The organism is Rhodococcus sp. NPDC078407 (genome assembly GCF_044542515.1).
GTDB lineage: Bacteria > Actinomycetota > Actinomycetes > Mycobacteriales > Mycobacteriaceae > Rhodococcoides.
The window spans coordinates 16,333-29,393 of the sequence record NZ_JBITUQ010000009.1 but is presented as its reverse complement, the minus strand read 5'-3'; the positions used below and the strand labels follow the sequence as shown (position 1 = coordinate 29,393).

Below are 13,061 nucleotides of genomic sequence, written 5' to 3'. Positions count from 1 at the left end.
GAGCAGTTACGTCGCGGACTTCATGCGCTGCTTCCACGTGTGCGCGCCCGTGCCGACCGGGATTCCGCCGATGGATCTCGCAAGGCCGAACGCAGGCATGTTGACGTAGATCGCCTCACTGTTCTGTGCTGTCGCGGTATAGGTTTCGTGCCATACGCCCACATGGCGGGTTTCGGCCACCGATCGATTGAACGCGCGCCAGGCGGGTGCGTGGGGTGCGTCGGGATCGGAGGCGAACCGCGTCAGGTCCTCGGCGTTGCGCCAATAGCTGACGAGCATGGTGGTGCGGCCCAACCACGAGTGGTATCCGAGCAGCCCGGACGCGGGATCCTGCTCGAGATGGCTGAGCATCCGCGGCATCGCTTGCACTGCGGGTAGCCAGGAGCGAACGGCCACCGGATTGTTGATGCGCATTCCGATGAGGAAGACCGTCACGGTGTCTCGTTCGGATTCGACCGTGTGGCGGCCGTCGATGATGGGGGACATGGGGATCCTTCCGGTTCAAGGCGGGGTCGGTATGTCGTGACACTGTTATAAAACACCGTTGTGGTAAGTTTCGCAAGTGGCAAGACCCAGAATTCACGACGCCGAGTTGCGCTCCCGGCTACTCCAGGCCGCAGCGGAAACCGTTGCGCACCAGGGCGTCGACTCGTTGTCTCTGCGCAAACTCGCAGCCGCGCAGAACACCTCGACCACGGCGATCTACTCGTTGTTCGGCGGTCGTGCAGAGCTACTGGTGGCACTGTTCGCAACATCGTTCGCGAGTTTCGGCGACGCGCAGCGCAGTGTTCCCGTGACCGGAGATTTTGAGGTCGACCTACGCGAACTCGCTGCCGCATATCGAGACTGGGCACTGCACAACCCGCACCTCTACGCGGTGATGTTCGGCGGAGTGCTGGGTTCGATCGATGTCTCGGCGGAGGCCGAGCTCGCGGCCTCCGCCATGGACCCCCTGCGGGACGTGGTGTCCAGAGCGGTTGCGGCGGGCACCATGAGCGGCGCACCGGCCGAGTTGATCAGCCATTCCTTCTGGGCGATCGTGCACGGCCTGGTGTCCCTGGAATTGGCCATGCCCACGAACGGCGACGGCGAGACCCGTCGAGCGATGTTCGACGCCGGTACCGAGTCGGTGTTGCGTGGGTGGATGCGTCAGTAGGTGCGCGGTATGCCGATGATCTTGGTGGCATCCACGGTCATTCCCAGCCGCGCCGTCGGAGCAAGCTCAGGAAGGTCCGGAAGGTCATCGGGATCTGCTGTCGCAGCGCCGATGACGTCGGCACCCGCGATCTCGAAATCGGAGATCGCCCGTCGAAGGTGGCTGGGCGTCGTGGCCAGCACCAGATTGTCGACGCCGATCTCAGCTGCCAGTGCGGTGGCGCGTTGAGCGTTCTGCACCGTCGAATTCGCGCTGGACTCGGAGTGAATCCGGTCGGCGGCGATTCCTGAGTCGACAAGCCATGTCTTCATGGCCTCCGCCTCGGTCACGCCGTTCTGTGGATTCCCGCCGGTGACGATGATGGGAGATTCCGGGGAGCGCTCCGCTGCGGCAACGGCCGATTCCAGCCGGTCGACCAACTCGGGGGTCATAGCACCGTCGCCGTTCAGTCCCACGCCGAGTACCACGATCGCGGTCCGGGGTCCGTCGGTGGTCGGCGCGAAGTCGATTGTCTCCGTGGCGGCCTCGTCGATGGCGGCAATGGCTCGGTCGACGGCATCGCCGAGGGTGGGGGACAGGCCGCGCAGGCGAGCACCGTGTTCCGTCAGAGCGGCGGAATCGGCGGTCGCGTTGGCATAGAACGCCTGCAGCGCTGCCACATTGGCGTCGTCCGGGGCGGCGGTTGCGAGCGCATCGAGTGCGGCGAAACCGGCGTCGTAGCGTCCCTTCACGAGAGCATCCTGCGCGTCGTTGTACTGCTCCACGTCGGCCGAACGGGCCGACTCCGAGACAGTTGCCGGAGCCGACGCCTCGGGCTCGGCCAGCGCGGTGACAGGGCCGACACCGACCGCGAGTGCGGCGGCACAGGCCACGACAGCAATGCGAACGCTCGGACGTACTCGGCCTTGTCGCACTACTGACGTCCTTCCGAACGGTGGCGGGTTTCCGTCACCCTAGCTCAGTTCGGTGCCAATGTGACTGGTGTGAGCAGAGTTGTTCGAGTTACATCGATGTGGTTCTGAGCTGGGCTTTCACTACCGTCACAGGGTGACGGGCGCGCGTCCGCGATCGGCGGGTTCGATGGTCACCTCGGCATCGGGAAGAAACACGCGCTCGGTCGTCGTGGTGCCGTCGACGCCATCGGTCACCGTGACCGCCACGTTTTCGGCAACCTGACCCGCGCTTTCGATGAACCCGGTCGCAACCCCTTCTTCGATGAGCAAGTGGTCACCCACCAACAGAAGTAACTCGTCCGCCGTCACGGTCCGCCTGCCGCCTGCATCCTCGATAGTCATGAACCCACCGTAGTGCGAATCATCCGCATGGGTCGTTTCGCTGGCTCGATCGTCGACGCAGCGGGGATGCAGACACGATCTGTGCACACATCGATGGAGTCACCGGCCGCGGAGGCATACCGTAGACCCACGATCAGGCCCCTACCCGGAAGCAAGGTGTTTCAGTGACCGACTCCGACGCAGGATTCGACCCGGCCTCACTTCGGCCGTCGTTGTTCGTCGACGGGCAATGGCAGGGATCCGCTGACGGCGGAACCCGAGATATCGTGAATCCCGCGGACGGCAGCACGGTTGCCGTTGTCGACGAGGCCACGCCGGACGACGCCCTGCGCGCAGTGGCCGCGGCGCGGGTGGCCTTCGACGACAGTCCGTGGCGCTCGGTGACGGTGGGTGAGCGAAGCGACCTGCTGAACCGCATCGCGGATCTGCTGCAGAGAGACAAGGCCGAACTCGCACGTATCGAGACCCTCGATACCGGAAAGACGTTCGACGAGAGTGAGATCGACATCGACGACGTGACGTCGGTCTTCCGCTTCTACGCCGATCTTGCGGTGGTGCAGGCAGATCGCCTGATCGACGTCGACCGACCCGAGATTCTCAGCCGCGTGGTGCACGAGCCGATCGGCGTCTGCGTCATGATCGCACCGTGGAACTATCCGCTGCTGCAGATCTCGTGGAAGATCGCCCCCGCCTTGGCGGCCGGCTGCACGATGGTGCTCAAGCCGAGCGAGGTGACTCCGCTCAGCACCATCGCGTTCACGAAGCTGGTGGAAGAGGCCGGAGTGCCGGCGGGTGTGGTCAATCTGCTGCAGGGCAGCGGCGCGACTCTCGGGGACGCGCTCACCAGGAATCGGGACGTCGACTTCATCTCCTTCACCGGCGGCCTGGCGACGGGTAGGCGCATCCTGGCCGCGGCGGCCGAGAACGTCACCAAGGTGGCCGTCGAACTCGGTGGCAAGAATCCACATATCGTGTTCGCCGACGCGGTGGCCGACGATCGGGCCTTCGCCGACTCGGTCGACAACGTCCTGACCGGAGTCTTTCTGCATTCGGGTCAGGTGTGTTCGGCCGGCACTCGACTCATCATCGAAGAGTCGGTCGCCGACCGTTTCGTGGCTGCCGTGGCCGAGCGCGCGAAGACCATCGTGATCGGGCCGGGGATGGACCCGGCGAGCGAGACCGGTCCACTGGTGTCGCAGGCGCAGCGGGAGAAGATCGAAGCCTTCGTTGCTGGGGGCATCGAAGAGGGTGCGACGCTGGTGATCGGTGGAACGAAACCGGACAATCCGGCACTCGACAAGGGCAGCTATTTCCTGCCGACGATTTTCGACCACTGCCATCGGTCCATGAATATCGTGCAGGAGGAGACTTTCGGGCCAATACTCACTGTGGAGCGTTTCGACACCGAGGCCGAAGCCCTCCTGTTGGGCAACGATACGAATTACGGTCTCGCCGCGGGAGTTCGGACGTCGGACGCCGCGCGAGGCGAAAGAATGGTGCGTGGGCTTCGCCATGGCACGGTGTGGCTCAACGACTTCGGCGTGTACACCGCGGCCGCAGAGTGGGGCGGCTTCAAGCAGTCCGGGAACGGCCGCGAGCTCGGCCCGTCCGGTATGTCCGAATATCAAGAAGCGAAGCATATTTGGCACAACACCTCACCTACCGCGGCGGGGTGGTTCGGTACCCGATAGACCGCGATGGGAAAGGCCACAGGCATGGCAATACTGAACGACAACTCGAGCGGAATGGACGATTTCGGCTACAAGGAATCGCTCGACCGCAGTCTCGGCAAATTCGCCAGCTTCGCCGCAGGCGTCAGTTACATTTCGATCCTGACCGGCACTTTTCAGCTGTTCTACTTCGGCTTCGGCACTGCCGGGCCGGCGTACCTGTGGTCGTGGCCTGCGGTGTTCGTCGGTCAGCTCTGCGTGGCGCTGTGCTTCATGGAGTTGGCCGCGAAGTATCCGGTGGCGGGATCGGTGTACAACTGGGCGAAGCTGTTGGGCCGCAGGATCGTCGGGTGGTCTGCTGGTTGGTTGATGCTCACGGCCTCGATCGTGACGCTGGCCGCGGTGGCCCTGGCGCTGCAGTTGAACCTGCCGCGCATCTGGAGCGGGTTTCAGATTATCGGTGACGGCTCGGGTGCCACGGACTTCGCGGCCAATGCAGTTCTGCTCGGTGCGATTCTGATTGCCATCACCACCACGATCAACGCGTTGGGCGTTCGACTGATGGCGATGATCAACAGTGCGGGTGTGTTCATCGAGCTCATCGCGGCGGTATTGATCGCGATTCTCCTCGCCGCCAACATCACTCGGGGTCCCGAGGTGTTCTTTTCCTCGAACGGTTACGGTGCCGGTGAGAGCGGCGGCTATCTCGGTGCCTTCCTGGTCGCGTCGCTGGCGTCGGGTTACGTCATGTACGGATTCGACACCGCCAGCTCGCTCGGGGAGGAAACCGTCGAGCCTCGGCGCACCGCCCCCAAGGCGATCTTTCGCGCCATCCTCGCCTCGTTCGTCATCGGCGGAGCCATCCTGGTGTTCGCCGTCATGGCCGCGCCGGACCTGAACGATCCTTCCCTCGGCAGCCCCGACGGGAGCCTGCAGTCCATCGTCGAAGCGGTGATGTGGGGCCCGCTGGGCACCGTATTCCTCATCTGCATCGTCATTGCAGTGTTCGTTTGTTCATTGGCAGTACACACCGCGGCAATCCGGCTCACGTTCGCCATGGCGCGAGACAACGCGTTGCCCTTCGGCGAGAGCCTGGCCAAGGTGAATCCCAAGACCCAGACCCCGGTGGTGCCCGCGGTGACGATCGGCGTGCTGGCCATCGTCATTCTCGTCGTCAACATCGGTCAGCCGCAGATTTTCACGGTCCTCACCTCGATCGCGATCATCATGATCTATCTCGCGTACCTGATGGTCACCGGACCACTGTTGGTCAAGAGAATCAAAGGCGAGTGGCCGCCGGAGGATCTGAAACCCGGTGGATACTTCACGATGGGCAAGTTCGGCCTGCCGGTCAACATCGCAGCAGTGGTGTGGGGTGCGGGGATGGCGATCAATCTCGCCTGGCCGCGCGAGGCCGTGTACGGAACCCCTTGGTACAACACGTTCGGTGCGTTCGTTTACATCGGCGGCATCCTGGGCGTAGGCCTGCTGTGGTACGCAGTCAAGGGACGCAATCTGATCGGCACTCTGAAATCACATGCCTCCACGGGCGACTAGAAGGAGCGTGCAGTGACAGACGCCCAGTTCGATTACGTCGTCGCAGGTGGCGGGACGGCGGGGTGTGTCCTCGCTGCGCGGCTGAGTGAGGACCCCTCCGTCAGTGTCTGCCTCGTCGAAGCAGGTCCCACCGACGTCGGCGACAAGGCAATTCTCGAACTGGCCGAATGGATGCATCTGCTCGACTCCGGCTACGACTGGGACTATCCCATCGAACCGCAGGAGCGCGGCAACAGCTTCATGCGCAATGCGCGGGCGAAAGTGCTCGGTGGCTGCTCCTCGCACAACTCCTGTATCGCCTTTCACCCGCCTGCGGAAACTCTCGACGATTGGGCGGCCGCGGGCGCGACCGGGTGGGGCGCGTCGGACATCCTTCCCTTCGTTGCCCGCGTGGAGAACAACGACACCGGCCGCGGGCACGACGGCCCGGTGCGGATCCGCGACGTCCCACCGAACGATCCATGTGGTGCAGCGGTCCTCGAATCGGCAGCCGGAATCGGGCTTCCCACCGTCGGATTCAACCGCGGGACGCCGATACTCAACGGTGCGGGGTGGTTTCAGATCAACGCGGGGGAAGACGGCTCGCGTATGTCGACGTCCCACGCCTACCTGCACCCGATCATCGGATCGCGGCCCAACCTCGAGGTGCGCACCGACTGCTGGATCAGCGAGATTCTGATCGACGAGTCGCTGACCGCGACGGGGGTGCGGTACCAACGCCCCGACCTGACCGGTTACGACACCGTGTCCGCGCGACGCGAAGTGATCGTCACCGCCGGTGCCATCGACACTCCGAAGTTGTTGATGCTCTCCGGGATCGGGCCGGCGGATCAGCTGCACGAGATGGGAATCACGGTGCGAGTCGACTCATCCGGGGTGGGCGAGAACCTCGACGACCACGTCGAAGGATTGGTGTTCTGGGAGGCGAGCAAGCCCATGGTCACCACCTCCTCCCAGTGGTGGGAGATCGGCGTGTTCGCGCAGAGCGACGACTCGCTGAACTACCCGGACATCATGATGCATTACGGCAGCGTGCCGTTCGATATGAACACCCTCCGCTGGGGCTACCCGACGACCGACAACGGATTCTGCTTGACTCCGAACGTGACGCAGGGGCGCTCGCGGGGCACTGTTCGTTTGCGCAGCAGAGACTTTCGGGATCGGGCCAAGGTGGATCCGAGGTACTTCACCGATCCCGACGGCCACGACGACGCGGTGATGCTCGCCGGTCTGAAGTTGGCTCGTCGGATCGCGGCCGACGGCCCTCTCGCAGGATGGATCGAACGCGAACTCGCGCCAGGTCCCGACGCCGTCACCGATGACGACCTGCTCGACTACGTGCACAGAACCCACAACACGGTCTATCACCCGGCGGGCACTGCCCGGATGGGGTCGGTGGACGACACCATGGCCGTGCTGGATCCCGATCTTCGCGTCAAGGGGATCTCGCGACTGCGCGTCGTCGACGCGTCGGCGATGCCCAAGCTGCCGTATGTCAATCCCAACATCACGGTGATGACCATGGCGGAGAAATGCGCCGACTTGATCCGTGGCGGATAGTGCAGCGATTGCCGACTTCCTCGGCGCGCATCCGCCGTTCCAGGGTGCGTCCTCGGTCGTCCTGGCCGATATTGCCGCAGCAACAGTCGAGCTCGATTACGCCGGCGGTGCCTGGGTCGTGGGCGCGACGCCGGAGTCCGACGCAGCAGACACGGTATGGGTGGTGCGAACCGGTCGAGTGGTGATCGTGCACCCGGAAGATACTTCACCCGCAGACGGCCCGATCGACTCGATCGGGCCGGGCGGTGTGTTCGGATTCTCGGCGTTGCTCGCCGGCGGAACAGTCGAATTCCGAGCGCTGGCAACAGAACCCACTACGGTACTTCGTGTGCCGGGAGCGCTCGTGCGACCGCTGTTCGCAACGCCGACCGGTCTCGCGTTCCTGGCCGACGCCGTCACCTCGGCCGCTACTCCTCGCAGTGTCGCGGTCGAGGGTAGCGGTGGCCGCACCGTCGGCGAACTACTCTCGGCACCAGCAGTATTCACGTCGGTCGGCACCTCCGTCCGAGACGCAGTTCGGCACATGACCGAACAGGGCAGCTCGTACGTCCTCGTTCCGCTTCGAGGTTCTCGGCACGGAATCTTCACCGACCGTGACCTTCGAGTGCGCGTGGTCGCCGCAGGCATCGGTGTCGACACCCCGATCGAGCACGTCATGACGTCGCCCGCCGAGACGGTGACCGCGGACCGTTCGGCGGCCACCGTACTGATGGACATGCTCGAGCGAGGCCTGCGCCATATGCCGGTGATGTCGCCCCGCGGTGAGGTACTCGGCGTCGTCGAGGACGCGGATCTGCATGCCGCATCCACCCGCCGAAGTGTGGTGCGCCGCGCTGTGGCATCGGCGACGACATCCACCGAACTCGCCGACGCGGGAAAGCTGGTACCAGGATTGGTGGCGGAGCTGTTCCGGGCCGGGACCGACGCCATGGCGGTCAGCGCGATCTTGTCCGTCGTGGTCGACAGTCTCGTTCGCCGAGCCGTCGAGATCGAATGGTCCACGCGGCCCGAAGTGCCGCAACACAACTTCGCTTGGATTACTCTCGGCAGCGTCGCGCGCCGAGAAGCCATGCCGTCCTCCGACGTCGACAGTGCGCTGACGTGGTCGGACACCACCGTCGACCCGGATGTGAGCGCCCGATCGACCTCGAGGCCGAGAACTCGCGACGAAGCGCTGATGGACCTGGCCGCGCGGGTACACGTGACCCTCGACGGTGCTGGACTACCGCCGGACACCAACGGCGCGGTCGCGAGCTCACCGCGGTTCGCGCGCTCGGCCGGTCAGTGGGAGAGGGCTGCGGCTCAGTGGCTCAGCAACCCTTTCGGCGATCGAGGCGCAGGTCCTGGACGTTCTGCAAACGTCACTCCGGCTGGTGACTCCGGACTCATCATGTCGTCGCTGATGATCGACGGCAGGGTGGTGGGGGCCCGAGCGCTCTCGATACCGTTCCCGACGCCTATCGCCGGCTGCTGGCCGATCACCCCGACGCGTTGCGATTGCAACTGCGTAATGCGCTGGCAGGCAGGGCCCGGCTGCGCTCGTTGCGCGACGTGTTGGCTCGGCGCGGCGGCACGTTCGACCTCAAGGCGCATGCGCTCACTCCCATCGTGAACCTGGCCCGTTGGGGTGGGCTCTCGGTCGGAATGGCTTCTGCTTCCACCCCTGCACGGCTCGCGGCGGCCTCGGGCAACGGCATGCTCACCGACGGTGACGTGGCGACACTCACCGAGGTGTTCGCCCTCCTTCAACGACTGCGGCTGTCGCATCAGATCGAGCAGATCACCGCCGGTCACAGACCTGGAGACGTACTGATCATGGCAGATCTGTCGCCCCTCGAGCGCAGTCTGCTGACCGACGGTGTTCGAGAGATCGCCGCGGTGCAGCGCCGAGTGGGATACCTGGCCGCCAATGTCGGCGTGCACCGCTGACCGCCAACCACCAGACTGTGTGCCGTGACCACCAATCCCGTGAGCGTTCCCACCCCGTCCACCGTCGAGCACACTCGGCTGGCGGAATCGCCGGGGGTCAGCGGCCCGTGGCGTCAATGGGGCCCGTACCTGGCGGGACGCCAATGGGGCACGGTGCGCGAGGACTACTCGGAAGACGGCAACGCCTGGACGTCGTTTCCCTTCGATCAGGCGCACAAGCGGGCCTATCGCTGGGGTGAGGATGGCATCGGCGGAATCTGCGACCGCTTCGGGTTCCTCAACTTCTCGTTCGCGCTGTGGAATCGCAAGGACCCGATCCTCAAGGAACGGCTGTTCGGTCTGGCCAACGAGGAGGGTAATCACGGTGAGGATGTCAAGGAGTACTTCTGGGCGATAGACGGCACTCCGACGCACAGTTGGATGCAATGGCTCTACCGCTATCCGCACGCGGAGTATCCGTACGCGCACCTGCGCGAAGAGAATGCTCGACGCGGTCGCGACGACCGCGAATACGAATTGGCCGACACCGGCATCCTCGACGAGAACAGATTCTTCGACGTCCAGGTGACCTACGCCAAGGCCTCACCCGACGACATCTGCATCACCATCTCCATCACCAACCACGGCCCCGATGCGGCTTCGGTCGATCTTCTGCCGCACCTGTGGCTGCGCAACACCTGGTCCTGGGGACGCGACGACCGCGGCGGAACACTGGCGCAGCTCGGTCCACCGGACCTGCTGGCCGGTGGACTCGAGGCCATCGCCGCCGACCACGGATTTCTGGGGCGTTACTATTTGAGCGCCGAAGGTTCGCCTTCGGTTCTGTTCTGCGACAACGAAACCAACGCCGAGGATTTATGGGGACAGGAGAACATCTCGGCCTACCCCAAGGACGGGATCGGTCGCCGAGTCGTCGACGGCGACGTCGACGCGGTCAACCCCGAGCAGACCGGAACGAAGGCTGCATTCTGGTATCGGTTCGACGACATTGCCTCCGGCGCAACCGAATCGGTCAGACTGCGCCTGTCGCCCAACCGGCCCGATGAGCAGACGTTCGGGACGGGGTTCGACGCAGTCACCATCGATCGGCAGGTGGAGGCGGACGAATTCTACGGCGCAGTGATCGGTGCGGACCTCACCGACACCGATCGGCACGTGGCGCGGCGCGCGTACGCCGGGCTGTTGTGGACGAAGCAGCTCTACCGGTACGACGTGGAGGAGTGGATCGAAGGCGACAAGGTGGGGGCGCCGGCCCCCGAGGCCAGGCAGGATCCTGGCGGTCGTAACGCGCATTGGCGGCATCTCGCGTTGGCCGATGTGATCTCGATGCCCGACGAGTGGGAGTACCCCTGGTTCGCGGCCTGGGACTTGGCCTTTCACGCGATTCCACTGGCGCACGTGGACGCCGATTTCGCCAAGGAACAGTTGGTCCTCATGTGCCGGGAATGGGCCATGCACCCCAACGGCCAACTCCCGGCGTACGAATGGGAGTTCGGAGACGTCAACCCACCTGTGCACGCGTGGGCAGCGTGGCACGTCTATCGCATCGACGGCTACCGGGACCGCGAATTCCTGGTGCGGGTGTTCACCAAGTTGCTGCTCAATTTCGCATGGTGGGTCAATCGCAAGGACTCCGAGGGTTCGAACATCTTCGAGGGCGGGTTCCTCGGTATGGACAACATCGGCCTGTTCAACCGATCCGCACCGCTGCCACCGGGATTCAGACTGGAACAGTCCGATGCGACGAGCTGGATGGCGTTCTACTGCCAGCAGATGTTCAAGATCTCCCTGGAGCTCGCGCGGCACGACAGCGCCTGGGACGACGTCGCAACGAAATTCTTCTCGCACTTTCTCTCGATCGCGAAGGCGGTCAATTCGTTCGGTTCTCGGCACATCTCGCTGTGGCACGAGGAAGACGGGTTCTTCTACGACGTCCTGGTTCAACCCGGGGGCGGCGCCGTCCCGATGCGGGTTCGGTCGATGGTGGGTCTGCTGCCCATCCTCGGTGCCACCGAGATACCGCCGTGGGTCGAGGAAGAATGCCCGGACCTCGCGGCTCGGCTGCGGTGGGTGCAGCACCGACGGCCGGACATGGTCAGTCCGCTACTGGCTCGGCGCGAGGGCGGCGAGGTGCGAATGCTGCTCACGCTCGTCCAACCCGAACGGCTCAAGAGAATTCTGGCCCGCATGTTCGATTCGGAGGAGTTCCTGTCGCAGTTCGGTATCCGGTCGCTCTCGGCCTCGTACCGCGAACCGGTCACCTTCGACGTGGACGGCCGCAGCCTGTCCATCGAATACGAGCCGGGGGAGTCGCGGACCGGGATGTTCGGTGGAAACTCCAACTGGCGAGGTCCGGTGTGGTTCCCGGTCAACGTATTGCTGGCCGACAAGTTGCGCGCGTACGGCCGGTACTACGGCGACTCGTTCACCATCGAGATTCCCACCGGCTCGGGTAACCACCGCACCCTGACCGATGCTGCCGACTTGATCGACAACGGTCTCGCCGGACTGTTCCGTCCCGTCGACGGCAAGCGGCCTGCCGACGGTAAGCGGATCGAATCGAGTTCCGATCCACTGTGGAGTGCGCACCCCACTTTCAACGAATACTTCGACGGGGACACCGGCGAGGGACTCGGGGCCACCCACCAAACGGGGTGGACTGCATTGGTTGCCCACCTGCTCAGGCCACGTCTGCCGCTGTAGTGCGCTGCGCGCAGTGGTGCGGTTATGTGCCCCCCGCGGCACTCGTCCACACCACTGCGGCGGAGCCGCATAGTCTGACGGGATGAAGATTCGCGGCGCAGTACTCGAAGAAATCGGCCGATCACGTCCCTTCGCGGACTCGCATCCCATCACCGTCTCCGACCTCGAGCTCGGCTCGCCGGGGGACGGAGAACTGCTGATCAGAATCGAAGCCGCGGGTCTGTGCCACTCGGACCTGTCGGTGGTCGACGGCAATCGAGTTCGTCCCGTCCCGATGCTGCTCGGCCACGAGGCCGCCGGCCGAGTCGAGGAAATTGGACCGGGTGTCGACGACATCGAGGTCGGCACCCGCGTCGTCATGACGTTCCTGCCGCGCTGCGGTGAGTGCGCCGGGTGCGCCACCGACGGCCAGATGCCCTGTGTCGTGGGTAGCGCGTCCAACAATGCCGGTACGTTGCTCGGCGGGGGCATCAAGCTGCACCGGGACGGGGAGGAGGTCAAGCATCACCTCGGAGTCTCCGGATTCGCCACCCACGCGGTGGTCAGCCGCAAGTCCGTGGTTCCGGTCGACGACGACATTCCCGCCGACATCGCGGCGGTCCTGGGCTGCGCGGTACTGACGGGCGGCGGGGCGATCCTCAACGCCGGCACGCCCAAACCCGGACAGTCGGTCATGGTCGTCGGTCTCGGCGGCGTCGGCATGGCTGCAGTGCTCACCGCGGTCTCGATCGGTGCGGGTGAAGTCATCGGTGTGGACGGAGTCGCCGACAAGCTTTCCACCGCAACCGATCTCGGAGCAACGCAGGTCTACTCACCTGCCGAGCTCGCCGAGAAGGGCATCAAGGCCGATATCGTCGTCGAGGCGGCCGGAAATGCGCGAGCCTTCGAAACTGCCGTCGCGGCAACCGCTCCCGGCGGCAAGACCATCACCGTCGGTCTTCCTTCACCCGACGCCCGCTCGTCCATCTCACCGCTGGGTCTGGTGGCGGAGGCCCGCACGATCATCGGCAGCTACCTGGGCTCCGCTGTGCCGGCGCGCGACATCCCGACCTACGCCCAGATGTGGCGTGAGGGGCGGCTTCCCGTCGAGAAGCTGATCTCGTCGAGAATCACGTTGGACGAGATCAACCGCGGCATGGACGAATTGGCCGACGGCAACGCGATCCGTCAGGTCATCGTCTTCGACTGACC

Annotated in this window: 11 protein-coding genes; 8 read left to right on the top strand and 3 right to left on the bottom strand. The window is 64.7% G+C overall.

The window, feature by feature from the left end:
- Positions 1 to 6: 6 nt before the first annotated feature.
- The gene (locus ACIGGF_RS11490; RefSeq protein WP_397521448.1) at positions 7 to 486 is read right to left on the bottom strand and encodes a DUF4188 domain-containing protein; all 480 of its coding nucleotides are present in this window, start codon (positions 484 to 486) and stop codon (positions 7 to 9) included.
- 76 nt (positions 487 to 562) lie between these two features.
- Between ACIGGF_RS11490 and ACIGGF_RS11485 the strand changes: the two genes are divergently transcribed.
- Positions 563 to 1,156: a TetR/AcrR family transcriptional regulator gene (locus ACIGGF_RS11485; protein WP_397521447.1), complete on the top strand. Its 594-nt coding sequence runs from the start codon at positions 563 to 565 to the stop codon at positions 1,154 to 1,156.
- Here the strand turns inward: ACIGGF_RS11485 and ACIGGF_RS11480 are convergent.
- Positions 1,150 to 2,028 (bottom strand): YdcF family protein, encoded by an 879-nt coding sequence (locus ACIGGF_RS11480; protein WP_397521446.1) that lies wholly within the window; start codon positions 2,026 to 2,028, stop codon positions 1,150 to 1,152. The two genes, ACIGGF_RS11485 and ACIGGF_RS11480, sit on opposite strands and share 7 nt — an antisense overlap.
- 168 nt (positions 2,029 to 2,196) lie before the next feature.
- A complete protein-coding gene (locus ACIGGF_RS11475) occupies positions 2,197 to 2,451 on the bottom strand; it encodes a hypothetical protein (RefSeq protein ID WP_397521445.1) in 255 nt (84 codons plus the stop codon).
- A gap of 212 nt (positions 2,452 to 2,663) precedes the next feature.
- Here ACIGGF_RS11475 and ACIGGF_RS11470 point away from each other — a divergent pair, with 212 nt between their 5' ends.
- The 7 genes from ACIGGF_RS11470 to ACIGGF_RS11440 all read left to right on the top strand — a co-directional run bounded on the left by ACIGGF_RS11470 (position 2,664) and on the right by ACIGGF_RS11440 (position 13,059).
- Positions 2,664 to 4,142 carry an aldehyde dehydrogenase family protein gene (locus ACIGGF_RS11470; protein ID WP_397521563.1) on the top strand — a complete coding sequence of 493 codons (1,479 nt, stop codon included), beginning with the start codon at positions 2,664 to 2,666 and terminating at the stop codon, positions 4,140 to 4,142.
- 24 nt (positions 4,143 to 4,166) lie between these two features.
- Positions 4,167 to 5,678, top strand: a complete 1,512-nt coding sequence (locus ACIGGF_RS11465) for an APC family permease (protein WP_397521444.1) — start codon at positions 4,167 to 4,169, stop codon at positions 5,676 to 5,678.
- Positions 5,679 to 5,690: 12 nt separating this feature from the next.
- Positions 5,691 to 7,238 carry a GMC family oxidoreductase gene (locus ACIGGF_RS11460; protein WP_397521443.1) on the top strand — a complete coding sequence of 516 codons (1,548 nt, stop codon included), beginning with the start codon at positions 5,691 to 5,693 and terminating at the stop codon, positions 7,236 to 7,238.
- On the top strand, positions 7,228 to 8,850 hold the full coding sequence (locus tag ACIGGF_RS11455) for a DUF294 nucleotidyltransferase-like domain-containing protein (protein WP_397521442.1): 1,623 nt from the start codon (positions 7,228 to 7,230) through the stop codon (positions 8,848 to 8,850). The genes ACIGGF_RS11460 and ACIGGF_RS11455 overlap by 11 nt, the downstream gene beginning before the upstream one ends.
- A complete protein-coding gene (locus ACIGGF_RS11450) occupies positions 8,736 to 9,167 on the top strand; it encodes a putative nucleotidyltransferase substrate binding domain-containing protein (protein ID WP_397521441.1) in 432 nt (143 codons plus the stop codon). Before ACIGGF_RS11455 ends, ACIGGF_RS11450 begins: the two co-directional genes overlap by 115 nt.
- A gap of 24 nt (positions 9,168 to 9,191) precedes the next feature.
- Entirely contained in the window at positions 9,192 to 11,870 is a 2,679-nt protein-coding gene (locus tag ACIGGF_RS11445; protein ID WP_397521440.1) for an MGH1-like glycoside hydrolase domain-containing protein, read from the top strand.
- A gap of 82 nt (positions 11,871 to 11,952) precedes the next feature.
- Positions 11,953 to 13,059, top strand: coding sequence for an alcohol dehydrogenase catalytic domain-containing protein (locus ACIGGF_RS11440; protein ID WP_397521439.1), 1,107 nt, complete (start codon positions 11,953 to 11,955; stop codon positions 13,057 to 13,059).
- Positions 13,060 to 13,061 lie beyond the last annotated feature (2 nt).